Here is a 25,091-nt window from a genome sequence, read left to right on the forward strand (position 1 = left end):
TGGACGCCTGCCTCATGCAAAGCGGGCGATGCGGGCCTTCGTCGTCTACAATCTCGCCTTCTTCAACGTTTGTCAGGAAAAGCTGGTGTCCGAAGCCGTCCCCACTTCTGCGCGCAAATCAAGAAATGCGCCCGTTGCGCCCGGAATCGCCCCGGTTCTCGAGATCGAATCGCTCGACATGGAAGCGCGCGGTGTCGGCCGCACGATCACCGAGGACGGCGAGCCGGGCAAGGTCATCTTCGTCGAGGGCGCGCTGCCGGGTGAGCGCGTGACTTATTCGAGCTTCCGCCGCAAGCCGAGCTACGAGCAGGCGACGGTTGTCGACATTCTGCGCCCGAGCGTGATGCGCACGAAGCCGAAATGCGCGTTCTTCGGCACCTGCGGTGGCTGCTCGATGCAGCATCTCGACATGCGCGCACAGGTGGCGGTCAAGCAGCGCGTGCTCGAAGACAACCTGTGGCACCTGGCGAAGCTGCGCGCGGAAACGATGTTCGCGCCGATCCACGGCCCGTCGTGGGGCTATCGCTACCGTGCACGCCTGACCGTGCGCAACGTTGCGAAGAAGGGCGGCGTGCTGGTCGGATTCCATGAGAAGAAGAGCAGCTACGTGGCCGACATGACGAGCTGCGAAGTGCTGCCGCCGCACGTGTCGGCGATGCTGGTGCCGCTGCGCCGGCTCGTCGAGGGGCTGTCGATTCGCGATCGGATGCCGCAGATCGAGCTCGCGGTCGGCTCGGAAGTCACGGCGCTCGTGCTGCGTGTGCTGGAGCCGATCAACGCGGACGACGAAGCGTTGCTGCGCGCATTCGCGGACGAGCACAAGGTGCAGTTCTGGCTGCAGCCGAAGGGCCCCGATACGGTGACGCCGTTCTATCCGCTCGACGTGTCGCTCGATTACACGCTGCCGGAATTCGGTATCCGCATGCCGTTCAAGCCGACCGACTTCACGCAGGTCAATCATCAGATCAACCGCGTGCTGGTGGGCCGTGCGCTGCGCCTGCTCGCGCCGTCGCGCGACGACCGCGTGCTCGACCTGTTCTGCGGGATCGGCAACTTCACGCTGCCGCTTGCGCGGCTGTCGCGCGAGGTGATGGGCATCGAGGGCAGCGACACGCTGACGACGCGCGCACTGGCGAACGCGCGCGAAAACGGTGTCGACGGCCACACGACGTTCGCGTGCCGGAACCTGTTCGAAGTGACGGGCGACGACATCCGTGCGCTCGGCGCATTCGACAAGTTCCTGATCGACCCGCCGCGCGAAGGCGCGCTCGCGGTATCGAAGGCGCTGGCCGAGATCGCGCAGAGCGGTGAAGGCCCGCTGCCGAAGCGCATCGTCTATGTGTCGTGCAACCCGTCGACGCTGGCGCGCGACGCGGGCCTGCTCGTGCACGAGGCCGGCTACCGCCTGAAGGGCGCCGGTGTCGTGAACATGTTCCCGAATACGTCGCACGTCGAATCGATCGCGCTGTTCGAGCGCGACTGAGTTCCGGGCGGCGGACGTAAAAAAACCGGCCCGCGGGCCGGTTTTTTCATGATGCGTGGCGAACGTCAGTTGCGGTTGCCGCCGAAGATGCCGAGCAGCGCGAGCAGGTTCGTGAACACGTTGTACAGGTCGAGGTAGATCGCGAGCGTCGCCGAGATGTAGTTCGTCTCGCCGCCGTTCACGACGCGCTGGACGTCGAACAGCATGTAGGCGGAGAAGATCGCGATCGCGAGTACCGACACGGTGAGCATCAGCGCCGGGAGTTGCAGGAAGATGTTCGCGACCGAGGCAAGCAGGATGACGATCACGCCCATGAACAGCCACTTGCCGAGCCCCGAGAAATCACGCTTGCTGACGGTGGCGATCGTCGCCATCGCGGCAAAGATGATGCCGGTGCCGCCGAACGCGAGCATGATCAGCGACGGGCCGTTCGAGAAGCCGAGGATGAAGCTCAGCAGCCGGGACAGCATCAGGCCCATGAAGAACGTGAAGCCGAGCAGCACGAATACGCCTGCCGCGCTGTTTTTCGTCCGCTCGATCGCGAACATGAAGCCGAACGCGATCGCGAAGAACGCGAGCAGGCTCATCATCGGGCTCGTGGCCGCGAACAGCGAGAAGCCCGTCGCGACGCCGACCCAGGCGCCCAGCACGGTCGGCACCATCGACAGCGCGAGCAGCCAGTACGTGTTCCGCAGCACGCGGTTGCGAACCTCGGCGGTGCTGACGGAACCGCCGCGGCCGAAATTGTACGGATAGTCGTTCATGGTTTCTCCTAACATTGAACGCGTGGGCGTCCGGGGCCGGTTCGGCGCGCGCGGTGTGCGGCGCAGCAAACCGGAGCAGCTATGGCTAAGATACGTTCCGTGCCGGGAGGTTTCAATGGCCGGGCAGCACAAAACATATGGATTCTGAACCTTTCATGCGTGTAAGGGTTCAATCGCAATGATACACGGGATCGTGCTACAATAGCGGATTCATTTGAACCTGTAACTTCTTAATTTTTTGGAGTTTTTATGGCAATCGAGCGCACCCTGTCGATCATCAAGCCGGATGCGGTGGCAAAGAACGTGATCGGCCAGATCTACAGCCGTTTCGAAGGCGCCGGCCTGAAGATCGTCGCATCGCGCATGGCGCACCTGTCGCGTGCTGACGCAGAGAAGTTCTACGCGGTTCACGCAGCGCGTCCGTTCTTCAAGGACCTCGTCGATTTCATGATCTCGGGCCCGGTGATGATCCAGGTTCTGGAAGGTGAAGGCGCGATCCTGAAGAACCGCGACCTGATGGGCGCAACGGATCCGAAGAAGGCGGAAAAGGGCACGATCCGCGCCGACTTCGCCGACAGCATCGACGCGAACGCCGTGCACGGCTCGGACGCTGCGGAAACGGCAGCGGTCGAAATCGCGTTCTTCTTCCCGGAAATGAACGTTTACTCGCGCTAAGCCCTGGCTGGCAGCAAGTAGGCAGGATTCAGCGCACGCGGCAAGGCAGCACATCATGACGAGCGAAACTTCCGTCAATCTTCTCGACTTCGATGCCGAGGGTCTTGTCGCGTACTGCGGCAGCCTCGGCGAGAAGCCGTTCCGCGCCAAGCAGTTGCAGCGCTGGATCCACCAGTACAACGCTGGCGATTTCGACGGCATGACCGATCTTGCGAAGTCCTTGAGAGAGAAACTCAAGGGCCGCGCGTCGATCGTCATGCCCGAGATCGCCAGCGATCACGTTTCCGCCGACGGCACGCGCAAGTGGCTGATCGACGTCGGAAACGGCAATGCGGTCGAAACCGTGTTCATCCCGGAAGAGACGCGCGGCACGCTGTGCGTGTCGTCGCAGGCCGGGTGTGCGGTGAACTGCCGCTTCTGCTCGACGGGCAAGCAGGGTTTTTCCCGCAACCTGTCGACAGCCGAAATCATCGGCCAGCTACGGATGGCCGAATTTGCATTGCGAGCGTCGCTGGGTCGCGCACCCGGCCCGAACGGCAAGGCCGAGCGGGTCGTCACCAACGTGGTGATGATGGGCATGGGCGAGCCGCTGCTGAATTACAGTGCGGTCGTGCCGGCCATGCGGCTGATGCTCGACGACAACGCGTACGGCCTGTCGCGCCGCCGCGTCACGCTGTCCACGTCCGGCGTGGTGCCGATGATGGACCGCCTCGGCGCCGAGTTGCCGGTTGCGCTGGCCGTTTCGCTGCACGCGCCCAACGATGCGCTGCGCGACGAGCTGGTGCCGCTCAACAAGAAGTATCCGCTGCGTGAGCTGATGGCAGCTTGCCAGCGCTACCTGAAAGTCGCGCCGCGCGACTTCATTACTTTCGAATACTGCATGCTGGACGGCGTCAACGACACCGAAGCGCATGCGCGCGAACTGCTGGCCGTCACGCGCGACGTGCCATGCAAGTTCAATCTGATCCCGTTCAATCCGTTTCCGGAATCGGGCCTCATCCGCTCGAAACCGGAGCAGATCAAGCGCTTTGCGCAGGTCCTCATCGACGCGGGTGTCGTCACGACCGTGCGCAAGACGCGCGGCGACGACATCGATGCCGCGTGCGGCCAGCTGGCCGGCGCAGTGAAGGATCGCACGCGCCTCGCGGAACGAACGGGCGCAGCAGGGAAAATCATCGAGGTTCGGGCGATTTGACAGGGCGCCTGGCCGGGGATGCCAGCGCCTTTTGGGCGGTACAACACGCGAATAGCGATCGGTCGCGGCGCCACGGCGTCGCGCATGGTATGGACAGTTGCGGGAGCCGGCCGGCGGGAGCCGGCGGCGGCCGCCAGTGAAGAAGAATCGACGCGAGGACAAGGATGAGTGAGCCGCAGCCGTCTAACGGCGCAGAGACGAATGGCGCGAAGCCGGCACCGGCAGGGTTGGAATCGCTTGCGGCGGTCGGCAGCCGGCTGGCGCAGCTTCGGGAGGCAAGAGGGTGGACCGTCGACGACGTGTCGGCGCGACTCAAGGTTGCACCGCAGAAGCTCCGGGCGCTCGAGGCCGGTGACATCAGTCACTTGCCCGGCGTGACGTTTGCACTCGGCGTCGTACGCAGCTACGCGAAGATGCTCGGCGTCGATCCGGAGCCGTTCGCGCAGGCGTTGCGCCGTGAGCGCGGGGTGCCGGAAGTCGACCTGTCGATGCCCGCGTCGTCGGGGACGGATCTGCCGCGCGGCCGCGTGTCGATTCCGCTGGGCGGATCGTCGCGGCATCATCCGTGGTTGTGGGGCACGGCGATCGTCGTCGTCGCGGTGGTCGCCGTACTGATGTGGCACACTGGCGGCGATTCGTCGAGCCTGCTCGCGCGTTTCAAGGGCGGCGACGCGGAGCATGCGTCGGCCGCGAGCGTGCCGGCGGCGGCATCCTCGTCAACCGTCGAAGAGGCGGCCTCGAGCGGTGCGGCTGCCGTGGTCGCGAATGAGGTTCCGGCCCCGGCTGCTGCATCTACTGCGCTGGCGCCGGTTATTGCATCGGCAGTTCCGGCGCCCGCGCCGGTGGCGCCGGCCGTGACGGCCGCCGCATCGCAGCCGGTCGTGGCGACGACGGCGGCAAGCGCCGCCGCGCCGGCTCAGCCGGCGAGCGTCGCGGTCGCGGCCGGCCAGTCCATGGTCGAACTGAAGGTCAAGCAGGACAGCTGGTTCAGCGTGCGCGACAAGAGCGGCAAGGAGCTGTTCTCCGGGCTGGTGCGCGGCGGCGAGGTGAAGCAGGTCGCGGGCGACGGCCCGTTCAAGGTCACGATCGGCAACAAGGCGGGCCTCGACACCGTTGCGTTCGACGGAAAACCCGTCGATCCGGCAAAATATTCGGCAGCGCGGGGTAACGTGGCGCGGTTCACGTTGCCCTGACGTCAAGCGCCGTGGCGAAGGCCTGTCGTCGATATCGGCAGGCCGTGAGGGCACGGCGCTTTTTCAATTCATGCGCCGCGTCGCGGCGCATTCCGCGTAAATGGATCTATCGATGCAATCCGAAGCTCAATCCCCACGCAGCAGTCAGATTTGTTCAACCGAGCCGGTGTTCGGCGGGCATCAGCCGCGCCGCGTATCGCATGCGGTGGATGTCCGCTGGGGCGGGCAGCTCGTGACGATCGGCGGCGACGCGCCGGTGCGCGTGCAGTCGATGACGAATACCGACACGGCCGACGCGATCGGCACGGCAATCCAGATCAAGGAACTCGCGAACGCGGGCTCCGAACTGGTGCGCATCACGGTCAACACGCCCGAGGCCGCGGCCGCCGTGCCGGCGATCCGCGAGCAGCTCGACCGCATGGGCGTGACCGTGCCGCTCGTCGGCGATTTCCACTACAACGGCCACCTGCTGCTGCGTGACTACCCGGGCTGCGCCGAGTCGCTGTCGAAGTACCGGATCAACCCGGGCAACGTCGGCCAGGGCGCGAAGCGCGATACGCAGTTCGCGCAGATGATCGAGGCCGCGGCCAAGTACGACAAGCCGGTACGGATCGGCGTGAACTGGGGCAGTCTCGACCAGGATCTGCTCGCGCGCATGATGGACGAGAACGGTGCGCGTTCGCAGCCGTGGGATGCGCAGAGCGTGATGTACGAGGCGCTGATCCAGTCGGCGATCGGCTCGGCCGAGCGTGCGGTCGAACTGGGCCTCGGCCGCGACCGTATCGTGCTGTCGTGCAAGGTCAGCGGCGTGCAGGACCTGATCGCCGTGTACCGCGAACTCGGCCGCCGCTGCGGCTTCGCGCTGCACCTCGGGCTGACCGAGGCCGGCATGGGCTCGAAGGGCATCGTGGCTTCGACGGCCGCACTCGGCGTGCTGCTGCAGGAAGGGATCGGCGACACGATCCGCATCTCGCTGACGCCGGAACCGGGCGCATCGCGCACGGGCGAGGTGATCGTCGGCCAGGAAATCCTCCAGACGATGGGCCTGCGCTCGTTCGCGCCGATGGTGATCGCGTGCCCGGGCTGCGGCCGTACGACGAGCACGCTGTTCCAGGAGCTCGCGATGCAGATCCAGACCTACCTGCGCGAACAGATGCCGGTCTGGCGCAAGGAGTATCCGGGCGTCGAGAAGATGAACGTCGCGGTGATGGGCTGCATCGTCAACGGCCCGGGCGAATCGAAGCACGCAAACATCGGCATCAGCCTGCCGGGTTCGGGCGAGAACCCGGCAGCGCCCGTCTTCATCGACGGCGAGAAGGTCAAGACGCTGCGCGGCGAGCGGATCGCCGAGGAATTCCAGCAGATCGTCAGCGACTACGTCGCACGCAATTACGGCCGTACCGAGGCCCTGAACTAATTCGTCCACACACACGATGACTGAACAAAAACGCAAGATCGAGAAGCTCACCGGCGTCAAGGGCATGAACGACATCCTCCCGCAGGATGCCGGCCTTTGGGAGTTCTTCGAAGCCACCGTGAAATCGCTGCTGCGCGCATACGGCTACCAGAACATCCGCACGCCGATCGTCGAACACACGCAGCTCTTCACGCGCGGTATCGGCGAGGTCACGGACATCGTCGAGAAGGAGATGTACAGCTTCACCGACGCGCTGAACGGCGAGAACCTGACGATGCGCCCGGAAAATACCGCGGCGGTGGTGCGCGCGTCGATCGAGCACAACATGCTGTACGACGGCCCGAAGCGCCTGTGGTACATCGGCCCGATGTTCCGTCACGAGCGTCCGCAGCGCGGCCGCTATCGCCAGTTCCACCAGGTCGGCGTCGAGGCGCTCGGCTTTGCGGGCCCCGATGCGGATGCCGAGATCATCATGATGTGCCAGCGCCTGTGGGATGACCTCGGCCTGACCGGCATCAAGCTCGAGATCAACTCGCTCGGTCTCGCCGAAGAGCGTGCCGCGCACCGCGTCGAACTGATCAAGTACCTCGAGCAGTTCGCCGACGTGCTCGACGAGGATGCGAAGCGCCGTCTGTATACGAACCCGCTGCGCGTGCTCGACACGAAGAATCCCGCGCTGCAGGAAATCGCGCAGAACGCGCCGAAGCTGATCGACTTCCTCGGCGAAGAATCGCGCGCGCACTTCGAAGGGCTGCAGCGCCTGCTGCTCGCGAACAACATCCCGTTCAAGATCAACCCGCGTCTCGTGCGTGGTCTCGACTATTACAACCTGACCGTGTTCGAGTGGGTGACCGACAAGCTCGGCGCGCAGGGCACGGTCGCGGCCGGCGGTCGCTACGATCCGCTGATCGAGCAGCTCGGCGGCAAGCCGACCGCGGCGTGCGGCTGGGCGATGGGCATCGAGCGGATCCTCGAACTGCTGAAGGAAGAAGATCTCGCGCCCGAGCAGGAAGGCGTCGACGTGTACGTCGTGCACCAGGGCGAGACCGCGCGCGAACAGGCGTTCATCGCGGCCGAACGCTTGCGCGATACGGGCCTCGACGTGATCTTCCACTGCAGCGCGGACGGCGCACCGGCGAGCTTCAAGTCGCAAATGAAACGGGCCGACGCCAGTGGCGCCGCGTTCGCGGTGATCTTCGGCGAAGAGGAGGTTGCGAACGGTACGGTGGGCGTGAAGGCGCTGCGCGGTGCGGGCGGAGACGGGGAAAAGAACGTTCAGCAGACCGTACCGGTCGAAGGCTTGACCGAATTCCTAATCAATGCGATGGTTGCATCCGCCGAAGACGGCGACGACTGATCGCGCTGGCATCCGCTCGACAAGAAAGGCCTGAACAGGAAGGAATCGCTCGCCGATGAGTTATCACGACGAACAAGAATCGATTGAAAGTCTGAAGGCGTGGTGGGCCCGCTGGGGCAACCTCACCACGTGGATCGTGCTCGCGGCGCTCGTCGTCGCGGCCGGTTTCAATGGCTGGAACTACTGGCAGCGCCGTCAGGCTGCCGAGGCGTCCGGGCTGTACGAACAGGTCCAGAAGGCTGCCGCCGCGAACGACAAGGCGACGATGGCTCGCGCGGCCGCCGACATGGAAGCCAAGTTCGGCAGCACGCCGTATGCACAGATGACGGCGCTCTCCGCAGCAAAGACGCTGTACGCGGCCGGTGACACGGCAGGTGCGAAGGCGCAGCTGCAATGGGCCGTCGATCACGCCAAGGATGACGAGTACAAGCAGATCGCGAAGCTGCGCCTCGCGTCGCTGCTGCTCGACGAGAAGGCGTACGACGCGGGCCTCGCGCTGCTGTCGGGTACGCCGGTCGATGCATTCAAGGGCCTCGTGGCCGATCGCCGCGGCGATCTGCTTGCCGCGCAAGGCAAGACCGACGACGCGCGCGCCGCATACAAGCTCGCGCTCGACGGCCTGTCGAAGGACGACCAGTCTGCCCGCCAGCTCGTGCAGTTCAAGCTGGACGCGCTCGGCGGCTGAACCCCGGTCCCCTCAACCTCTTAACTCTGCTTCGCTAACCGATGAATTTGCTGAAACGTTACGCTGTGCCCGTTGCCTGCGCGGCGGCTGTCCTCGCATTGGCGGCCTGCTCGTCGTCGAAGGACGCGCGCCGCGTGCCGACGCCGCTCACCGAGTTCAAGCCCGTGATGGACGTGCAACAGGTCTGGAAGGCGAGCGTCGGCAAGGGCGGGCGCTACCTGTTCTCGCCGGTGGCCGTGGGCGACGCCGTCTATGCGGCGGGCGAAAACGGTTCGGTCGAGAAGATCGACGCGAAGACGGGCCAGACGGTCTGGCGCGCGAAGGTCGGCTCCGACCTGTCGGCCGGTGTCGGCAGCGACGGCAACCTGACCGCGGTCGGCGCGCTGAAGGGCGGCGTGTTCGTACTGGGCCCGGACGGCAAGCAACTGTGGAAGACCAGCGTGCAGGGCGAGATCTTCTCGCCGCCGCTCGTCGGCAACGGCCTGGTGGTCGTCCGCACGATCGACGGCCAGGTGGTCGCGTTCAACGCGCAGACGGGCGAGCAGAAGTGGAACTACCGCAACCGCGCGGTGCCGCTGAACCTGCGTGTGTCGGCCGGGATGACGTTCGCCGGTGACGCGGCGGTGCTGGCGGGTTTCCCCGGCGGCGGGCTGGTCGCGATCAACCTGCAGACGGGCGAACCGTTCTGGCAGACGCCGGTGTCGTTCCCGAAGGGCGTGACCGAGGTCGAGCGCATCAACGACGTCAGCGGCCCGCCGACGCTCGTGGGTGCGGAAGCCTGCGCGGTGACGTTCCAGGGTCAGCTCGGCTGCTTCGATGCGAACTCGGGGCGCCCGCTGTGGGAAAAGCCGTTCTCGAGCCGCAGCGGCCTCGCGCAGGACGATTCGGTCGTTGCCGGCGGCGACGACTGGTCGGTCGTGACCGCGTACGATGCCGCTTCGGGCAACCAGCTCTGGCGCAACGACAAGCTGAAGAGCCGCGACGTCGGCGTGCCGTACCTGCTGGGGCACGCGGTCGTGATGGGCGATTACAAGGGTTTCGTGCACTTCCTGTCGCGCGAAGACGGCAGCTTCATCGCGCGGATGAAGACCGACGGCAGCGCGATCACGGCGGCGCCGGTCCTCGCGGGCAATACGCTCGTCGTGCAGACGAAGGACGGCGGCCTGTACGGATTCCGTCCGCGCTGACGCACAGGAAACATGCGCGACCGCAGCGCGACGGGCTTGTCCCGCGCGCCGTGGTCGTGCGACTTGAAGGCGGCCGGTGCTCCCGGCCGCTCGGTATTTGAAAGGCAGTTCGAGACGAAAGACGACGGCGCGCATCGCGCGCCAGGCGCGCGCATCCGGCGCGGCGCGAATTCGTGATATTTTCATTCAGCGCAGCCGCCCGCAGCAGCGGGCCTCCCGCTGCTGCGCTTCACCGTAGAAAACACAGATGAAACCGGTCATTGCCCTCGTTGGGCGCCCCAATGTGGGGAAATCCACGCTGTTCAACCGGCTCACGCGTTCGCGTGATGCGCTGGTCGCCGACTTGCCCGGCCTGACGCGCGATCGCCATTACGGCGAAGGGCGCGTCGGCGAGCGGCCGTACCTGGTCGTCGATACGGGCGGCTTCGAGCCTGTCGCGAAGGACGGCATCCTGCACGAGATGGCGCGCCAGACGCGCCAGGCCGTCGAGGAAGCCGACGTCGTCGTGTTCATCGTCGACGGCCGCAACGGGCTTGCGCCGCAGGACAAGTCGATCGCCGACTACCTGCGCAAGACCGGCCGGCCGATCTTCCTGGTCGTCAACAAGGCCGAGGGGATGAAGTACACGGCGGTCGCGACCGACTTCTACGAGCTCGGGCTCGGCGATCCGCGCGCGATCTCGGCCGCGCACGGCGACGGCGTGACCGACATGATCAACGAGGCGCTGGAGGTCGCGTACGCGGGCCAGCCGGAAGAGGAAGACCTCGACGATCCGTCGCGCGGCATCAAGATCGCGATCGTCGGCCGCCCGAACGTCGGCAAGTCGACGCTCGTGAACGCGCTGATCGGCGAGGACCGCGTGATCGCATTCGACATGCCGGGCACGACGCGCGATTCGATCTACGTGGACTTCGAGCGTAACGGCAAGAAATACACGCTGATCGACACGGCCGGCCTGCGGCGCCGCGGCAAGGTGTTCGAGGCGATCGAGAAATTCTCGGTCGTGAAGACCCTGCAGTCGATCTCCGACGCGAACGTCGTCATTCTTCTGCTGGATGCGCAGCAGGACATTTCCGACCAGGACGCGCACATCGCCGGCTTCGTCGTCGAACAGGGTCGCGCGCTCGTGATCGGCGTCAACAAATGGGACGGGCTCGACGAGCATGCGCGCGATCGGGCGAAAGCGGATTTGACCCGCAAGCTGAAATTCCTCGACTTCGCGAAATCGCACTTCATTTCTGCCACGAAGAAGACCGGCATCGGCACGCTGATGCGCTCGGTCGACGACGCGTACGCGGCGGCAATGGCGAAGCTGCCGACGCCGAAGCTCACGCGCGCGCTGATCGAGGCAGTCGAGTTCCAGCAGCCGCGCCGTCGCGGCCCGGTGCGTCCGAAGCTGCGCTACGCGCACCAGGGCGGCCAGAATCCGCCGATCATCGTCATCCACGGCAATGCGCTCGACGCCGTGACGGAAACGTACAAGCGTTACCTGGAAAACCGGTTCCGCGAAACTTTCTCACTGACGGGGACTCCATTGCGCATAGAGTTCCGTTCGTCGAACAATCCGTACGCGGACAAGAGCTGAAGCACGCCTGTTACACGCGTTACACGAGGGGTAGGCCGCACGGCCTATGCCCCGGGTGGGCCAGGCAAAATCGGCTATAGTGTAGCGATTGGCGCCGGATCTCTTTTTCTTCGCCGCCAATCCAGATCAACCTGCAAAAAAAGATGGAGTACGCCATGAGCAACAAAGGGCAATTGTTACAAGACCCGTTTTTGAACGCACTGCGCAAAGAGCACGTTCCCGTTTCGATCTACCTCGTCAACGGCATCAAGCTTCAAGGGAACATTGAATCGTTCGACCAGTACGTCGTGTTGCTCCGTAATACGGTGACCCAGATGGTGTACAAGCACGCCATCTCGACGGTCGTGCCGGCGCGCCCGGTGAATTTCCACCCGGACGCGGAAGCCTCGTCCTAACCTATCGCAGCGGCCGGCATCCGGTCGCCGCGAGCGACCGATGCCAGCCGCCTTATCTTGACACCTGAAAATTTGATCAACGCAGCGCTCGTCGGCATCGATTTCGGCAAGACCGATTTCGAAGCCAGTCTCGAAGAACTCAGTCTTCTCGCCTCCAGTGCGGGGGCCCGTCCCGCCGTCACCCTCACGGGTCGTCGCTCCAGTCCCGATGCCAAGATGTTCATCGGCAGCGGCAAAGCCGAAGAACTCCGGCTCGCCTGCGACGCGCACAACGTCGAAATCGTCATCTTCAATCACGCATTGGCGCCGGCCCAGCAACGTAATCTGGAGCAGGCACTTAACAGGCGTGTGGTCGATCGCACCAGCCTCATCCTCGACATCTTCGCGCAGCGCGCCCGTAGCCACGAAGGCAAGCTGCAGGTCGAGCTCGCGCAGCTCCAGTACCTGTCGACGCGACTCATTCGCGCGTGGACCCACCTCGAACGGCAGAAGGGTGGTATCGGCCTGCGCGGTCCTGGTGAAACCCAGCTCGAAACCGACCGCCGGCTGATCGGCGAACGCATCAAGATGCTGAAGTCGCGGCTGGACCGGCTGCGCCGGCAACACAGCACGCAGCGCCGGCAACGCGCGCGCAGCGGCACGATGTCGGTGTCGCTGGTCGGCTATACGAACGCGGGCAAGTCGACGCTGTTCAATGCGCTGACGAAAGCGCAGGCCTATGCGGCCGACCAGCTGTTCGCCACGCTCGACACGACGTCGCGGCGCGTGTACCTCGGCGACGAGGTCGGCCAGATCGTCGTGTCGGATACGGTCGGGTTCATCCGCGAGTTGCCTCACCAGCTGGTCGCCGCATTCCGCGCGACCCTCGAGGAAACGATTCACGCGGATCTGCTGTTGCACGTGGTCGATGCATCGAGCGCGGTCAGGCTCGAACAGATCGAGCAGGTCAACGGCGTGCTGCACGAGATCGGCGCGGACACGATCCGGCAGGTACTGGTGTTCAACAAGATCGACGCCGTGCCTGAGCTGGCGGCCCGCGGCGACGCGGTCGAGCGGGACGAGTATGGTAATATTTCGCGCGTCTTTTTGAGCGCGCGCACCGGTCAGGGTCTTGACGCGTTGCGTGCCGCCATCGCCGAAATCGCCTCCGCGGAACACCTTTCCAGCGCGACGTTACCCGACGGCGCGCTCGACGGCGCTCCCGCTGAACCACACGAAGACCACACGATTTCCGAACACGGGCGCTAACCGGTCCCGGCCGGTTCGCCGGCGTCTAATCTGGTGAACAAACTCTGGTGAACGAATACAACGAGCGGAGTACCTGGCGGCGGATGCGCGCCTTGCTGTCGATCAACGATCCCCGCTGGGGACGCGGCGAAGGCAATGGCAAAGACGGATCCCGTCCCCGTGCGAACGAATCGAAGCGTCCGCAAGGCGGCGACGGCGATGGTCCGCCCGATCTCGACGAGATGTGGCGCAACTTCAACCGGCGCCTGAACGGCCTTTTCGGCGGCAAGGGCGGCAACGGTTTTCGTCCTGACAACGGGCGGGCCGCACGAGTCGGCGTAGGCATCGTGATCGGCGTGCTGGTCGCGGTCTACGCGGGCAGCGGGCTGTTCGTCGTGCAGGAAGGCCAGACAGGCGTCGTGCTGCAGCTCGGCAAGCTGTCGGGCACGGTCGGCCAGGGCGTGCACTGGCGCGCGCCGTATCCGTTCGCGTCGCACGAGATCGTCGACACGTCGCAGGTCCGCTCGATCGAGATCGGCCGCAACAACGTCGTGCGCCTCGCGAACGTGAAGGAAGCCGCGATGCTGACGCGCGATGCCGATATCGTCGACGTGCGCTTTATCGTCCAGTACCGGATCCGTTCCGCGACCGATTACCTGTTCCGCAGCGTCGATCCTGAGCGCAGCGTGTCGCAGGCCGCGCAGGCCGCGGTGCGTGCGATCGTCGGTACGCGCAGCGCGGCCGACGTGCTGAACCAGGACCGCGACGCGCTGCGCGAGCAGCTTTCCACTGCGATCCAGCGTGATCTCGATCGCTATCAGTCGGGACTCGAGGTGACGGCCGTCACGATGCAGAGCGTTGCGGCGCCCGAGCAGACGCAGGCCGCGTACGGCGAAGTCGCCAAGGCGCGCGACGAGCGCGAGGCCGCGAAGCGCGCCGCGCAGGCGTATGCAAACGACCTGCTGCCGAAGGCGCAGGGCGATGCCGCGAAGCTCGTCGACGAAGCAAAGGCGTATGCCGATCGCGTGGTCACGGAAGCCGAAGGCGATGCCGACCGCTTCAAGCAGGTCTATGCGCAGTACTCGAAGGCGCCTGCGGTGATCCGTGAGCGGATGTATCTCGAGACGATGCAGGAAATCTATTCGAACTCGACGAAGGTGTTCGTCGGCAACAAGGGCGGCAACAGCGTCGTTTACCTGCCGCTCGACAAGCTCGTCGAGCAGGGGCGACAAAACGCCGCGGCGTCCACGGGGGCATCCGCACCCGATGCGGCGTCGGCACCGGCGGCCGTCGCGCCGGCGGTAGCGGCGCCCGCGAGTGCGGCGTCGGCCGCGGCAGCGTCGGGCAACGACGTGCTGCGATCGCGCGAGGCGTTTCGCAGCCGGTCGCGCGAAGACGATCTGAAGTAACGGGGAGCGCAGAACATGAACCGAATCATTGCGCTCGTCGTCGCAATCGTGATCGTTGCCTTCGCGGCATCCTCGACAGTCCTTACCGTCGATCCGCGCCATGCGGCCGTGCTGTCGGGGCGCGACGGCGCGCAGCCTGAACTGGCCGGGCCCGGCATCCATTTCAAATTGCCGCCGCCGCTGCAGACGGCGACGCTGATCGACACGCGGCTGCAATCGCTCGAGTCGTCGGATCCGCTGCAAGTGGCGACGGAAGACAAGCACGATCTGCTCGTCGCCTATGCGGTGAAGTACCGGATCGGCGATCCGATGAAGTATTTCACGGCGACGGGGGGCGACCCGGCGGCCGCCAGCGAACGTCTGGCCGGCGCACTGAAGGGCGCACTCGGCGACGCGTTCGGCAAGCATGCGCTCGACGATGCGCTCGGCGGCCAGCGTGCGATCGCCGATGCGGCCCGCGACGAAGTGAAGGCAAAGGCGTCCGGTTTCGGCGTCGACGTGGTCGACGTCCAGTTGACGCGCGTCGACTTGCCCGCTGCGCAAACCGATGCCGTCTATCAGCGGATGATCGGCGCTCTGCGCGATCAGGCCGCGCAGGTGCGTGCGCAAGGCGCGGCCGACGTCGAGCAGATCAAGGCCGACGCCGAACGCGATCAGCAGGCCGTGCTCGCGAACGCGTACAAATCCGCGCAGACGATCAAGGGCGAGGGCGACGCGAAGGCCGCGACGATCGCCGCCGATGCGTTCGGCCGCGATCCGCAGTTCTATCAGTTCTACGCGAGCCTGCAGGCTTACCGGAACACGTTCAAGCGCAACGACATCATCGTCGTCGATCCCGACAGCGAGTTCTTCCGCTTCATGCGCAGCCCGACGGGCGGTGCCGCACCGGCGGCGGCTGCTCCCCGCAAACACTGACCTTGGGGCGCCGCGTCGAGCGGCGCCGTCGCTCGCATGGACCTGGCTGGCTCGTTGTTGCTCGCAGTAGCGCTGATGCTGATCATCGAGGGGGCGTTCCCCTTCGTGTTTCCCGTCGCCTGGCGCGACACGTTTCGTAGAATAGCTGAGCGGCCGCCGCATCATATCCGGATCGGCGGGCTGATCGTGATGGTGCTCGGGCTCATACTGCTGCTGCTCGCCACCTGATCCGGACGGCGCATCCGCCGTCCGTCCCGCCCGAATTCAGAATTTCCGATTCACATCGCGGCGCGCGTGGTCGCGCGCTGTTTCCCGTCGTAGGACCGTACCGATGTCGACCTGGTTACTTCCCGAGAATATCGCCGACGTGCTGCCGTCGGAAGCGCGCAAGATCGAGGAGCTGCGCCGCAGGCTGCTCGACCGCTTCCGTTCGTATGGCTACGAAATGGTGATGCCGCCGCTGCTCGAGTATCTCGAGTCGCTGCTGACGAGCGGCGGCGCCGACCTGCGCCTGCGCACCTTCAAGCTGGTCGACCAGCTGTCGGGGCGTACGCTCGGCCTGCGCGCGGACATCACGCCGCAGGTCGCGCGGATCGACGCGCACCTGTTGAACCGCCAGGGCGTGACGCGCCTCTGCTATGCGGGCCACGTGATGCATACGCGTCCGCGCGGCCTGCACGCGACGCGCGAGCAGATCCAGATCGGCGCCGAAATTTACGGGCATGCCGGGCTGGAAGCCGACCTCGAGATCCAGCAACTGATGCTCGATGCGCTGCATCTCGCAGGCCTGTCGCGCATCCGTCTCGACCTCGGCCACGCGGGCGTGCTCGCGGCGCTGCTGGCGCGCGACGCGCAGGCCGCGGAGCGTGGCGAGTCGCTGTACGACGCGCTGTCGGGCAAGGACGTGCCGTTGCTGAACGAGCTGACCGACGATCTCGGCGCCGATACGCGCGCCGCGCTGCGCGCGCTGCCCCACCTCTATGGCGATGCGAGCGTGCTCGCCGAGGCGCGGACGCGGTTGCCGGTGCTGCCCGAAATCACGCGGGCGCTCGACGATCTGGCGCAACTCGCGGCGCAGGCGAAGGGGGCCGAAGTGGCGATCGATCTGGGCGATCTGCGCGGCTACGCGTATCACAGCGGCGCGATGTTCAGCGCCTACATCGACGGCGTGCCGAACGCGATCGCGCGCGGCGGCCGCTACGACCACGTCGGCCAGGCGTATGGTCGTGCGCGTCCGGCCACCGGCTTCTCGCTCGACCTGCGCGAGCTCGCCCGGATTTCGCCGGTCGAGGCTCGCGGTACCGCGATTCTCGCGCCGTGGGCGCAGGACGACGCGCTGAGCGCGGCCGTTGCGGCGCTGCGCGATGCGGGCGAGGTCGTGATCCAGGCACTGCCGGGCCACGATCACGTGCTCGACGAGTTCGCCTGCGACCGTTCGCTCGTCGAGCGCGACGGCGCATGGGTGGTCGAACCCCGATAAACAGGCGTTCGCGGGACGTGCTTCGGCGTGCATATCGTTGAAGCGAAACGGAAAAATTCGGAATCGCCCGCGAACATAGGTAGAATACGTTTTTAACCAGCTAACGAATCAACATGTCTGCCAGCGCAGTGAACGTGACTCCCGGGCGCAATGTCGTCGTCGTGGGAACGCAATGGGGTGATGAAGGCAAGGGCAAGATCGTCGACTGGCTGACGGACCACGCTCAGGGCGTCGTGCGTTTCCAGGGCGGTCACAACGCCGGCCACACCCTCATCATCGGCGGCAAGAAAACGATCTTGCGCCTCATTCCGTCGGGCATCATGCGTGAAGGCGTCGCCTGCTACATCGGCAACGGCGTCGTCCTGTCCCCGGAAGCACTGTTCAAGGAAATCGGCGAGCTGGAAGAGGCCGGCGTGAACGTGCGCGACCGCCTGTTCATTTCCGAAGCGACGACGCTGATCCTGCCGTACCACATCGCGATCGACCAGGCGCGCGAAGCGCGCAAGGGCGCGGGCAAGATCGGCACGACGGGCCGCGGCATCGGCCCCGCGTACGAAGACAAGGTCGGCCGCCGCGCGCTGCGCGTGCAGGACCTGTTCGACGCGAAGACCTTCGCCGACCGCCTGCGCGAAAACCTCGATTTCCACAACTTCGTGCTGACCCAGTACCTGGGTGGCGCGGCCGTCGATTTCCAGGCGACGCTCGACACGATGCTCGGTTATGCCGACCGCCTGAAGCCGATGGTGGCCGACGTGTCGCGCCGCCTGTACGACGCGAACAATGCGGGCCAGAACCTGCTGTTCGAAGGCGCACAAGGCACGCTGCTCGACATCGATCATGGCACCTATCCGTTCGTCACGTCGAGCAACTGCGTCGCGGGTGCGGCGTCGGCCGGCGCGGGCGTGGGCCCGCAGAAGCTCAACTACATCCTCGGTATCACGAAGGCGTATTGCACGCGCGTCGGCTCGGGCCCGTTCCCGAGCGAACTGTACGATGCGGACAACCCGCAGCGTCAGGACCAGGTCGGCGTCACGCTCGCGAACGTCGGCAAGGAATTCGGTTCGGTCACCGGCCGTCCGCGCCGCACGGGCTGGCTCGACGCGGCCGCGCTGCGCCGCTCGATCCAGATCAACGGCGTGTCGGGCCTGTGCATGACGAAGCTCGACGTGCTCGACGGCCTCGACGAAGTCAAGCTGTGCGTCGGCTACAAGATCGACGGCAAGGATGCGGACATCCTGCCGCGTGGTGCCGCCGACGTGGCCCGTTGCGAGCCCGTATACGAAACGTTTGCCGGCTGGAAGGAAAGCACGGTCGGCATCAAGACGTGGGAAGCGCTGCCGGCAAACGCCCAGGCTTACCTGACCCGCGTCCAGGAAGTGGCCGGTGTGCCGGTCGACATGGTATCGACGGGCCCGGACCGCGACGAAACGATCCTGCTCCGCCATCCGTTCAAGGTGTAACCCCAGATGACGCAGCAAATCACGATGACGGCGGCAGACTTGATGACCGATCCGCGCAACGACGACAAGAACCTGTGGGTAGGCTGGGACGAATATCACCGTCTCATCGAGTTGCTCGCGCTCCAGGTGCATGCATCGGGCTGGAAGTTCGACCAGATCCTGTGCCTCGCGCGCGGCGGCCTGCGCGTCGGCGATCAACTGTCGCGCATCTACGACGTGCCGCTCGCGATCCTCGCGACGAGTTCGTACCGGGAAGCGGCCGGCACGGAGCAGGGCGAGCTCGACATCGCGCAGTACATCACGATGACGCGCGGCAACCTGGCGGGCAACGTGCTGCTGGTCGACGATCTCGTGGATTCGGGCGTCACGCTTGCGCGCGTGCAGGAGCACCTGAAGGAGCGCTACCCGTCCGTGACGGCCGTGCGTTCTGCCGTGCTCTGGTACAAGGGTTGCTCGAAGGTCAAGCCCGACTATCACACGCAGTATCTGCCGACGAATCCGTGGATTCATCAGCCGTTCGAGGAGTGGGACACGGTTCGCCCGCACAACCTCGAGGCGTGGATCAAGCGCGGTCGCGCCCAGCGCGACGGTTCGGGCGCGTAAGCGGCCGGCCAATCGAAGGAAAGCCTTGTACGGCGCCGCTTGCGGCGCCGTTTTTCATTGGGGCGCCATGCACGCCGGCGGCGCGCGGGCCGCGGATCCGGTAGGCAGACGGCGCTGCCCCGGCTATGATTGGCAGCCCTGCCACAGCTTGCGCCGGATTGCATGCATGGCGTGGCTCACGTGGTTCCATGGCAACAGAGCAGGGCGGCGTTTCAAGGGGGCGCGAGTAGAATAGCGCTCGTTTTGTCCGACCCGGACCCGATTATTACGCTTCATATGAACGACACGATCCACGCGACCGACGCAGCACACGCGCCGCATTCGACGCAGCAACACTCGATGCGGGCGCTAGCGATAGCAGCCATCGGCGTCGTGTTCGGCGACATCGGCACCAGCCCGCTGTATTCGCTCAAGGAGGCGTTCAGCCCCGCACACGGCATTCCGCTCACCGAAGGATCGATCCTCGGCGTGATCTCGCTGCTGTTCTGGGCAATCATCCTGGTGGTCGGCATCAAGTACCTGCTGTTCGTGATGCGGGCGGACAACAACGGCGAAGGCGGCGTGCTCGCGCTGATGGCGCTGTCGTTGCGGCCGCTCGACTCGAAGACCCGCGTCGCGGGCGCGCTGATGGCGCTCGGGATATTCGGCGCATGCATGTTCTACGGGGACGCGGTGATCACGCCGGCGATCTCGGTGATGTCGGCGGTCGAAGGTCTCGAGATCGCGACGCCGCACCTGTCCCATCTCGTGATGCCGATCACGATCGTGATCCTGATCGCGCTGTTCTGGATCCAGCGCCACGGTACCGCGCTGGTCGGCAAGCTGTTCGGCCCGATCATGGTGCTGTGGTTCGTTGTGATTGCCGCGCTCGGCGTGTACCACATCGTGCGCGTGCCGGGCATCATGGCGGCCATCAACCCGTATTACGCCGCGTCGTTCATGTCGGAGCATGTGCTGCAGGCCTATGTCGTGCTCGGCTCGGTCGTGCTGGTGCTGACCGGTGCGGAAGCGCTTTACGCGGACATGGGCCACTTCGGCGCGAAGCCGATCCGCATCGCCGCGTACGGGCTCGTGATGCCGTCGCTCGTGCTGAACTACTTCGGCCAGGGCGCGCTGCTGATCCAGAACCCGAAGGCGATCGAGAACCCGTTCTTCCTGCTGGCACCCGAATGGGGGCTGCTGCCGCTCGTCGTGCTGTCGACGGTCGCGACCGTGATCGCGTCGCAGGCGGTGATCTCGGGCGCGTATTCGCTGACGTCGCAGGCCATCCAGCTCGGCTACGTGCCGCGCATGAAAGTGCTGCATACGTCGGAACTGGCGATCGGCCAGATCTACGTGCCGGTCGTGAACTGGCTGTTGCTGTTCGTGATCCTCTGCATCGTCATCGGCTTCAAGAGCTCCGACAACCTCGCGGCCGCGTACGGCATCGCGGTGACGGCGACGATGGTGATCACGACCGTGCTCGCCGCGGTCGTGATGGTGAAGGTGTGGAACTGGAACCGGCTGCTGGTCGGCGCGATCATCGCCGTGTTCCTCGCGGTCGACCTCGGCTTTTTCGGCGCGAACCTGCTGAAGGTTGCGCAGGGCGGCTGGCTGCCGCTCGGCATCGGCGCGTTGCTGTTCTTCCTGCTGATGACCTGGTACAAGGGGCGTCACATCGTCAAGGAGCGCACGGCTGCCGACGGTATTCCGCTCGAGCCGTTCCTGCAGGGCCTGCTCGCGCATCCGCCGCATCGTGTGTCGGGCACCGCGATCTACCTGACCGGCAACGACAAGCTCGTGCCCGTCAGCCTGCTGCACAACCTGAAGCACAACAAGGTGCTGCATGAGCGGACCATTTTCCTCACGTTCGTGACGCGCGATTTTCCCTACGTGCGCGACGACAAGCGCCAGACCGCGCGTGATGCGGGCGGCGGGCTGTACATCGTGAAGGCCGAGTACGGCTTCAACGAGACGCCCGACGTGAAGGCCGTGCTCGAGGAATTCGGCCGCACGCACGACATGACGTTCGAACTGATGGACACGTCGTTCTTCCTCGCGCGCGAAACGGTCGTGCCGACGCATCTGCCCGGGATGTCGATCTGGCGTGAGCGCGTGTTCGCGTGGATGCACCAGAACGCGGCGAAGCCGACCGACTTCTTCTCGATTCCGGCGAACCGCGTGGTCGAGCTCGGCACGAAGATCGAGATCTGACCGGGTGCGGCGCGCGGGTCGTTCAGCCGCGCGCCGCCGAGTCCGCCGACCAGGCAATCAGGCCGCGATCGTCCGCATCGCTGGCCGCGGCCGCAGCCGTATAGCGCTGCGTATCCCGCGCAACCCAATCCAGATAACCGCGTATCCAGTATCGGCAGCCGTCGACAAGGCCGCGCACGCGCGTGTCGGCATGCTGGGCGAGTGCATCGGCGCAGAGGACGAATGCGCTGATCTCGGCGCGCACACGCTCGGCCGTGTAGTCGACGCTGGCCTGCAGCGTATGGCCGCGGGAAGCGTGGATCATCACCATGTTCCGGAACTGCCCGGGCTGGCACGCTTCGACGCCAACGCTCTGGATGTCGTTGCTCCAGCAGACGATATGGTTCGCGTGCCGGAACAGTGTCTGGATTTCCGGCCGATGGAACGTATCGGGCGGGACGGCACCGGCATTGGCCGCGTCCGCCAGCGCGAGGCAAGGATTCATCCCGCTCGTGTGACGCCGGATCGTTTCGTATTGCTGCACTGCGATCGGCTCGGCCCTCAGGTGGCCGATAATCTGCAGTCCGGCCGTGGTGGCCCACAGGCGCATGCCTTGTGCGAAGCGCGCGAAATGTTCGGCCGACAGGCGTGCGCGCAGGCGCTGGCACACATCGAGCCATGCTCGCTCGCCATATATGGGCTGGGGGCCGGTACATTCGTAGTCGAGCACATCGATCATCGCGGTCAGATTGCGCAACGTATCGGGGCCGACCGGCTCGACGCGATCGACGAACAGGTCGTCGACGAGAAAGAACCACACGAAATAATCGGCGAGCGCCTGCAGCAGGGAAGGATCGGCGTTCGGGTAACAACGCGCGGCGAGCCAGCCGTATCGGGTGCGTACGACGCGTTCCCGGTAGGCGTCGCTGATGAGCAGGCCGTATGCGTCGGCCCACTCGAGCATGCGCGATTCGATTCGCTCGACGTGCGGTGAACAGGCTCCGGCCCACGGCACGTCGAAAACGGGCACGCGCAATGCGGCCAGTTCGGTTTTCAGATGATCGTCTGTCATGGTTCCCCGATCCATTTTCGCGAATCCGTCCCGGTTCGCCGGTCAGGCGAATACCGGATGCAATGCGTCGCGAATCGACTGCAAAAAAGCGAGGCCGAAATACGGGAGGCAGGATATTCACCGGGCATGCGAGCGCCGCGGAGAACGCTGCCGCTGAACGGCAAGATCACTGCCCAATACAGAAGCATCAAAATACGGCCGTTCGAAAACTTATTTTATGTGTCGCTTGTGAAGCGTCAAGAAAACGCATGTCGCAAAGTGGATTGTTTAATTTGCCGATTAAACGCAGGGGAATGACGATGAAAACGCGCATATTCGTTTTTCATCCCGGATATCGGAAATGCAAACGACGACTCAATAAAAAAACCCGCCGGGAGGCGGGTTTTTTGTGCGGAGACGCTTTTTGCGTGCTCAGCGCTTCAGCTTCGCGAACGCCGCGGCCATTGCGCCGGCCGGTTCCGGCTCGCGCGAACGCTGCGGGCGGGCGGCGCCGCGCCCCGCGTTGCCGCGATCCTGGCTGCTGCGCGACGACATGCCGGGCGCTGCTGCCTCGTCGTCGAGGCGCATCGTCAGCGCAATCCGCTGGCGTTTCACGTCGACGTCGAGCACCTTCACCTTGACGACCTGGCCGGCCTTCACGACTTCGTGCGGGTCCTTGATGAACTTCGTCGACATCGCGGACACATGGACGAGCCCGTCCTGGTGCACGCCGATATCCACGAACGCGCCGAACGCGGCGACGTTCGTCACGACGCCTTCGAGCGTCATGCCCGGCACGAGATCCGACACCTTCTCGACGCCTTCGCGGAACGTGGCCGTCTTGAATTCCGGGCGCGGATCGCGGCCCGGCTTCTCCAGTTCGGACAGGATGTCGCGCACGGTCGGCAGGCCGAAACGTTCGTCAACAAATTCCGTCGGGGACAGGCCCGACAGCGCTTCGCGGTTGCCGAGCACGTCGTCGATGCGCTTGCTGATCTTCGCGAGCATCCGCTCGACGACCGGATACGCTTCCGGGTGCACCGACGAGCGGTCGAGCGGATTCTCGCCGCCGTTGATGCGCAGGAAGCCGGCGGCCTGTTCGAAGGTCTTGTCGCCGAGGCGCGGAACCTTGCGCAGGTGCTCGCGCGACGGGAACGGGCCGTTTGCGTCGCGGTAGTCGACGATGTTGCGCGCGAGCGTCGCGTTCAGGCCCGACACGCGCGCCAGCAGAGCGGCCGACGCGGTGTTCGCGTCGACGCCGACCGCGTTCACGCAATCCTCGACGACCGCGTCGAGCGAGCGGGCCAGTTCGCGCTGGTTTACGTCGTGCTGGTACTGGCCGACGCCGATCGCCTTCGGCTCGATCTTCACGAGCTCGGCGAGCGGGTCCTGCAGGCGGCGTGCGATCGATACGGCGCCGCGCAGCGACACGTCCATGTCGGGGAATTCCTTCGCCGCGAGTTCGGACGCCGAGTAGACCGACGCGCCTGCTTCCGACACGACGATTTTCTGCAGGCGCAGCTCCGGATGTTTTGCGATCAGTTCGCTCGCGAGCTTGTCGGTTTCGCGCGATGCGGTGCCGTTGCCGATGCTGATCAGCTCGGCCTGCGTCTGCGCGGCGAGGCGCGCGAGCTTTGCAATCGAGCCGTCCCAGTCGCGGCGCGGCTCGTGCGGGTAGATCGTGTCGGTCGCGAGCACCTTGCCGGTGCGGTCGACGACCGCGACCTTCACGCCCGTGCGCAGGCCGGGGTCGAGACCGATCACGGCCTTCGGGCCGGCCGGCGCGGCCAGCAGCAGGTCGTTCAGGTTGCGCGCGAACACGCGGATCGCTTCGGTTTCGGCCGTTTCGCGCAGCTGCGTGAGGAGTTCATTCTCGATGTGCGGCTGCACCTTCACGCGCCAGCACCAGCGGCATACGTCGGACAGCCATTTGTCGGCCGGGCGGTTCTGGTTCGCGATGCCGAAATGGCGCGCGATCATCGCCTCGCCGGGATGCGGCACCTGGGCGTCGAGCTCTTCGCCGAGGCCGAGCTTGATCGTCAGCACACCCGCGTTGCGGCCGCGGAACAGTGCGAGGGCGCGGTGCGACGGCACGGTCCTGATCGTTTCCGCGTAGTCGTAATAGTCGCGGAATTTCTCGCCTTCCTCGTTTTCCTTGCCCTCGACGACGGCCGACGACACGACGCCCTGGCTGTGCAGGTAGTCGCGCAGCTTGCCCAGCAGCTCGGCCGTTTCGCCGAACTGTTCGGACAGGATGTCGCGCGCGCCGTCGAGCGCGGCCTTCACGTCGGCAACGCCCTTGTCGGCGTCGACGTAGGCGGCCGCCTCGGCCTGCGGGTCGAGCAGCGGGTTCGCGAGCAGGGCCTGTGCGAGCGGCTCGAGGCCGGCCTCGCGGGCGATCTGTGCACGCGTGCGGCGCTTCGGCTTGTACGGCAGATAAAGGTCTTCGAGCACCTGCTTGCTGTCGGCCGCGTCGATCGCGGCGCGCAGCTCGTCGGTCAGCTTGCCCTGTTCGTCGATGCTCGACAGGATCGCCGCGCGGCGGTCCTCGAGCTCGCGCAGATACAGGAGGCGTTCCTCGAGCTGGCGCAACTGCGTGTCGTCCAGGTTGCCGGTCACTTCCTTGCGGTACCGGGCAATGAACGGAACGGTCGAGCCTTCGTCGAGGAGTTGCACGGCCGCCGCGACCTGGCGCGGCTGGACGGACAGTTCGGTGGCGATGCGCTGTACGATCTTGAGTGCTACGGTTTCCGTCATGTCGTGGATGATCTGCCTGCTGAAATCGCGGCGCGGGCCGGCAGGCCCGAAGCGGCGGGCTGCGTGGCGGGCCCGACGGGC

General features: G+C 65.5%; 21 protein-coding genes. 18 read left to right on the top strand and 3 right to left on the bottom strand.

Going from position 1 to position 25,091, the window contains the following annotated elements:
- Nucleotides 1–85 precede the first annotated feature (85 nt).
- Nucleotides 86–1,483 carry a 23S rRNA (uracil(1939)-C(5))-methyltransferase RlmD gene (gene rlmD / locus DPV79_RS07960; RefSeq protein ID WP_081052719.1) on the top strand — a complete coding sequence of 466 codons (1,398 nt, stop codon included), beginning with the start codon at nucleotides 86–88 and terminating at the stop codon, nucleotides 1,481–1,483.
- A 65-nt stretch (nucleotides 1,484–1,548) separates the two neighbouring features.
- Here the strand turns inward: rlmD and DPV79_RS07965 are convergent, their stop codons facing one another.
- Nucleotides 1,549–2,247: a Bax inhibitor-1/YccA family protein gene (locus tag DPV79_RS07965; RefSeq protein WP_006761414.1), complete on the bottom strand. Its 699-nt coding sequence runs from the start codon at nucleotides 2,245–2,247 to the stop codon at nucleotides 1,549–1,551.
- A 249-nt stretch (nucleotides 2,248–2,496) separates the two neighbouring features.
- On the opposite strand from DPV79_RS07965, the gene ndk reads away from it, so the two are divergent.
- From ndk to DPV79_RS08060, 17 genes are all read left to right on the top strand, one after another.
- Nucleotides 2,497–2,922, top strand: coding sequence for a nucleoside-diphosphate kinase (gene ndk, locus DPV79_RS07970; protein ID WP_006478674.1), 426 nt, complete (start codon nucleotides 2,497–2,499; stop codon nucleotides 2,920–2,922).
- Between the two features lie 55 nt (nucleotides 2,923–2,977).
- Nucleotides 2,978–4,117 carry a dual-specificity RNA methyltransferase RlmN gene (rlmN, locus tag DPV79_RS07975; protein WP_048021097.1) on the top strand — a complete coding sequence of 380 codons (1,140 nt, stop codon included), beginning with the start codon at nucleotides 2,978–2,980 and terminating at the stop codon, nucleotides 4,115–4,117.
- A gap of 164 nt (nucleotides 4,118–4,281) precedes the next feature.
- On the top strand, nucleotides 4,282–5,310 hold the full coding sequence (locus DPV79_RS07980) for a helix-turn-helix domain-containing protein (protein ID WP_113045132.1): 1,029 nt from the start codon (nucleotides 4,282–4,284) through the stop codon (nucleotides 5,308–5,310).
- A gap of 112 nt (nucleotides 5,311–5,422) precedes the next feature.
- Nucleotides 5,423–6,727, top strand: a complete 1,305-nt coding sequence (gene ispG / locus DPV79_RS07985) for a flavodoxin-dependent (E)-4-hydroxy-3-methylbut-2-enyl-diphosphate synthase (RefSeq protein WP_027787235.1) — start codon at nucleotides 5,423–5,425, stop codon at nucleotides 6,725–6,727.
- 16 nt (nucleotides 6,728–6,743) lie between these two features.
- Nucleotides 6,744–8,084, top strand: a complete 1,341-nt coding sequence (gene hisS, locus DPV79_RS07990) for a histidine--tRNA ligase (RefSeq protein ID WP_027787236.1) — start codon at nucleotides 6,744–6,746, stop codon at nucleotides 8,082–8,084.
- 55 nt (nucleotides 8,085–8,139) lie between these two features.
- Nucleotides 8,140–8,769 carry a tetratricopeptide repeat protein gene (locus tag DPV79_RS07995; RefSeq protein ID WP_021163115.1) on the top strand — a complete coding sequence of 210 codons (630 nt, stop codon included), beginning with the start codon at nucleotides 8,140–8,142 and terminating at the stop codon, nucleotides 8,767–8,769.
- A gap of 41 nt (nucleotides 8,770–8,810) precedes the next feature.
- Nucleotides 8,811–9,956: an outer membrane protein assembly factor BamB gene (gene bamB / locus DPV79_RS08000; protein ID WP_042977620.1), complete on the top strand. Its 1,146-nt coding sequence runs from the start codon at nucleotides 8,811–8,813 to the stop codon at nucleotides 9,954–9,956.
- Nucleotides 9,957–10,203: 247 nt separating this feature from the next.
- Nucleotides 10,204–11,541 (top strand): ribosome biogenesis GTPase Der, encoded by a 1,338-nt coding sequence (gene der, locus DPV79_RS08010; RefSeq protein ID WP_051392374.1) that lies wholly within the window; start codon nucleotides 10,204–10,206, stop codon nucleotides 11,539–11,541.
- A gap of 155 nt (nucleotides 11,542–11,696) precedes the next feature.
- Nucleotides 11,697–11,936, top strand: coding sequence for an RNA chaperone Hfq (gene hfq, locus DPV79_RS08015; protein ID WP_006399927.1), 240 nt, complete (start codon nucleotides 11,697–11,699; stop codon nucleotides 11,934–11,936).
- A gap of 72 nt (nucleotides 11,937–12,008) precedes the next feature.
- Complete coding sequence (gene hflX, locus DPV79_RS08020) at nucleotides 12,009–13,184, top strand: GTPase HflX (RefSeq protein ID WP_175829770.1); 1,176 nt, start codon at nucleotides 12,009–12,011, stop codon at nucleotides 13,182–13,184.
- A 47-nt stretch (nucleotides 13,185–13,231) separates the two neighbouring features.
- Entirely contained in the window at nucleotides 13,232–14,572 is a 1,341-nt protein-coding gene (gene hflK / locus DPV79_RS08025; RefSeq protein ID WP_021163120.1) for an FtsH protease activity modulator HflK, read from the top strand.
- Nucleotides 14,573–14,587: 15 nt separating this feature from the next.
- The gene (gene hflC / locus DPV79_RS08030) at nucleotides 14,588–15,487 is read left to right on the top strand and encodes a protease modulator HflC (protein ID WP_069253581.1); all 900 of its coding nucleotides are present in this window, start codon (nucleotides 14,588–14,590) and stop codon (nucleotides 15,485–15,487) included.
- 36 nt (nucleotides 15,488–15,523) lie between these two features.
- Nucleotides 15,524–15,715, top strand: coding sequence for a DUF2065 domain-containing protein (locus tag DPV79_RS08035; protein ID WP_011352254.1), 192 nt, complete (start codon nucleotides 15,524–15,526; stop codon nucleotides 15,713–15,715).
- Nucleotides 15,716–15,818: 103 nt separating this feature from the next.
- Nucleotides 15,819–16,967 (top strand): ATP phosphoribosyltransferase regulatory subunit, encoded by a 1,149-nt coding sequence (locus tag DPV79_RS08040; protein ID WP_059687423.1) that lies wholly within the window; start codon nucleotides 15,819–15,821, stop codon nucleotides 16,965–16,967.
- Between the two features lie 113 nt (nucleotides 16,968–17,080).
- Nucleotides 17,081–18,427 (top strand): adenylosuccinate synthase, encoded by a 1,347-nt coding sequence (locus DPV79_RS08045; RefSeq protein WP_011352252.1) that lies wholly within the window; start codon nucleotides 17,081–17,083, stop codon nucleotides 18,425–18,427.
- A 6-nt stretch (nucleotides 18,428–18,433) separates the two neighbouring features.
- A complete protein-coding gene (locus DPV79_RS08050; RefSeq protein WP_021163124.1) occupies nucleotides 18,434–19,030 on the top strand; it encodes a phosphoribosyltransferase in 597 nt (198 codons plus the stop codon).
- A gap of 276 nt (nucleotides 19,031–19,306) precedes the next feature.
- Complete coding sequence (locus DPV79_RS08060; RefSeq protein ID WP_021163125.1) at nucleotides 19,307–21,223, top strand: potassium transporter Kup; 1,917 nt, start codon at nucleotides 19,307–19,309, stop codon at nucleotides 21,221–21,223.
- 22 nt (nucleotides 21,224–21,245) lie between these two features.
- On the opposite strand, the gene DPV79_RS08065 is transcribed toward DPV79_RS08060, so the two are convergent.
- Nucleotides 21,246–22,274: a terpene synthase family protein gene (locus DPV79_RS08065; protein ID WP_060217551.1), complete on the bottom strand. Its 1,029-nt coding sequence runs from the start codon at nucleotides 22,272–22,274 to the stop codon at nucleotides 21,246–21,248.
- Between the two features lie 411 nt (nucleotides 22,275–22,685).
- Nucleotides 22,686–25,010 (bottom strand): Tex family protein, encoded by a 2,325-nt coding sequence (locus tag DPV79_RS08070; RefSeq protein WP_059489917.1) that lies wholly within the window; start codon nucleotides 25,008–25,010, stop codon nucleotides 22,686–22,688.
- Nucleotides 25,011–25,091 lie beyond the last annotated feature (81 nt).

It is taken from the genome of Burkholderia reimsis (assembly GCF_003294055.1).
Taxonomy (GTDB): domain Bacteria; phylum Pseudomonadota; class Gammaproteobacteria; order Burkholderiales; family Burkholderiaceae; genus Burkholderia; species Burkholderia cepacia.

Coding starts and splice junctions, on each gene's coding strand:
- DPV79_RS07980 (WP_113045132.1), top strand. CDS start 4,282: ATGAGTGAGCCGCAGCCGTCTAACGGCGCAGAGACGAATGGCGCGAAG.
- DPV79_RS08070 (WP_059489917.1), bottom strand. CDS start 25,010: ATGACGGAAACCGTAGCACTCAAGATCGTACAGCGCATCGCCACCGAA.
- DPV79_RS07995 (WP_021163115.1), top strand. CDS start 8,140: ATGAGTTATCACGACGAACAAGAATCGATTGAAAGTCTGAAGGCGTGG.
- DPV79_RS08050 (WP_021163124.1), top strand. CDS start 18,434: ATGACGCAGCAAATCACGATGACGGCGGCAGACTTGATGACCGATCCG.
- hisS (WP_027787236.1), top strand. CDS start 6,744: ATGACTGAACAAAAACGCAAGATCGAGAAGCTCACCGGCGTCAAGGGC.
- der (WP_051392374.1), top strand. CDS start 10,204: ATGAAACCGGTCATTGCCCTCGTTGGGCGCCCCAATGTGGGGAAATCC.
- DPV79_RS07965 (WP_006761414.1), bottom strand. CDS start 2,247: ATGAACGACTATCCGTACAATTTCGGCCGCGGCGGTTCCGTCAGCACC.
- hfq (WP_006399927.1), top strand. CDS start 11,697: ATGAGCAACAAAGGGCAATTGTTACAAGACCCGTTTTTGAACGCACTG.
- DPV79_RS08045 (WP_011352252.1), top strand. CDS start 17,081: ATGTCTGCCAGCGCAGTGAACGTGACTCCCGGGCGCAATGTCGTCGTC.
- bamB (WP_042977620.1), top strand. CDS start 8,811: ATGAATTTGCTGAAACGTTACGCTGTGCCCGTTGCCTGCGCGGCGGCT.
- DPV79_RS08035 (WP_011352254.1), top strand. CDS start 15,524: ATGGACCTGGCTGGCTCGTTGTTGCTCGCAGTAGCGCTGATGCTGATC.
- hflC (WP_069253581.1), top strand. CDS start 14,588: ATGAACCGAATCATTGCGCTCGTCGTCGCAATCGTGATCGTTGCCTTC.
- rlmN (WP_048021097.1), top strand. CDS start 2,978: ATGACGAGCGAAACTTCCGTCAATCTTCTCGACTTCGATGCCGAGGGT.
- ndk (WP_006478674.1), top strand. CDS start 2,497: ATGGCAATCGAGCGCACCCTGTCGATCATCAAGCCGGATGCGGTGGCA.
- DPV79_RS08060 (WP_021163125.1), top strand. CDS start 19,307: ATGAACGACACGATCCACGCGACCGACGCAGCACACGCGCCGCATTCG.
- ispG (WP_027787235.1), top strand. CDS start 5,423: ATGCAATCCGAAGCTCAATCCCCACGCAGCAGTCAGATTTGTTCAACC.
- DPV79_RS08065 (WP_060217551.1), bottom strand. CDS start 22,274: ATGACAGACGATCATCTGAAAACCGAACTGGCCGCATTGCGCGTGCCC.
- DPV79_RS08040 (WP_059687423.1), top strand. CDS start 15,819: ATGTCGACCTGGTTACTTCCCGAGAATATCGCCGACGTGCTGCCGTCG.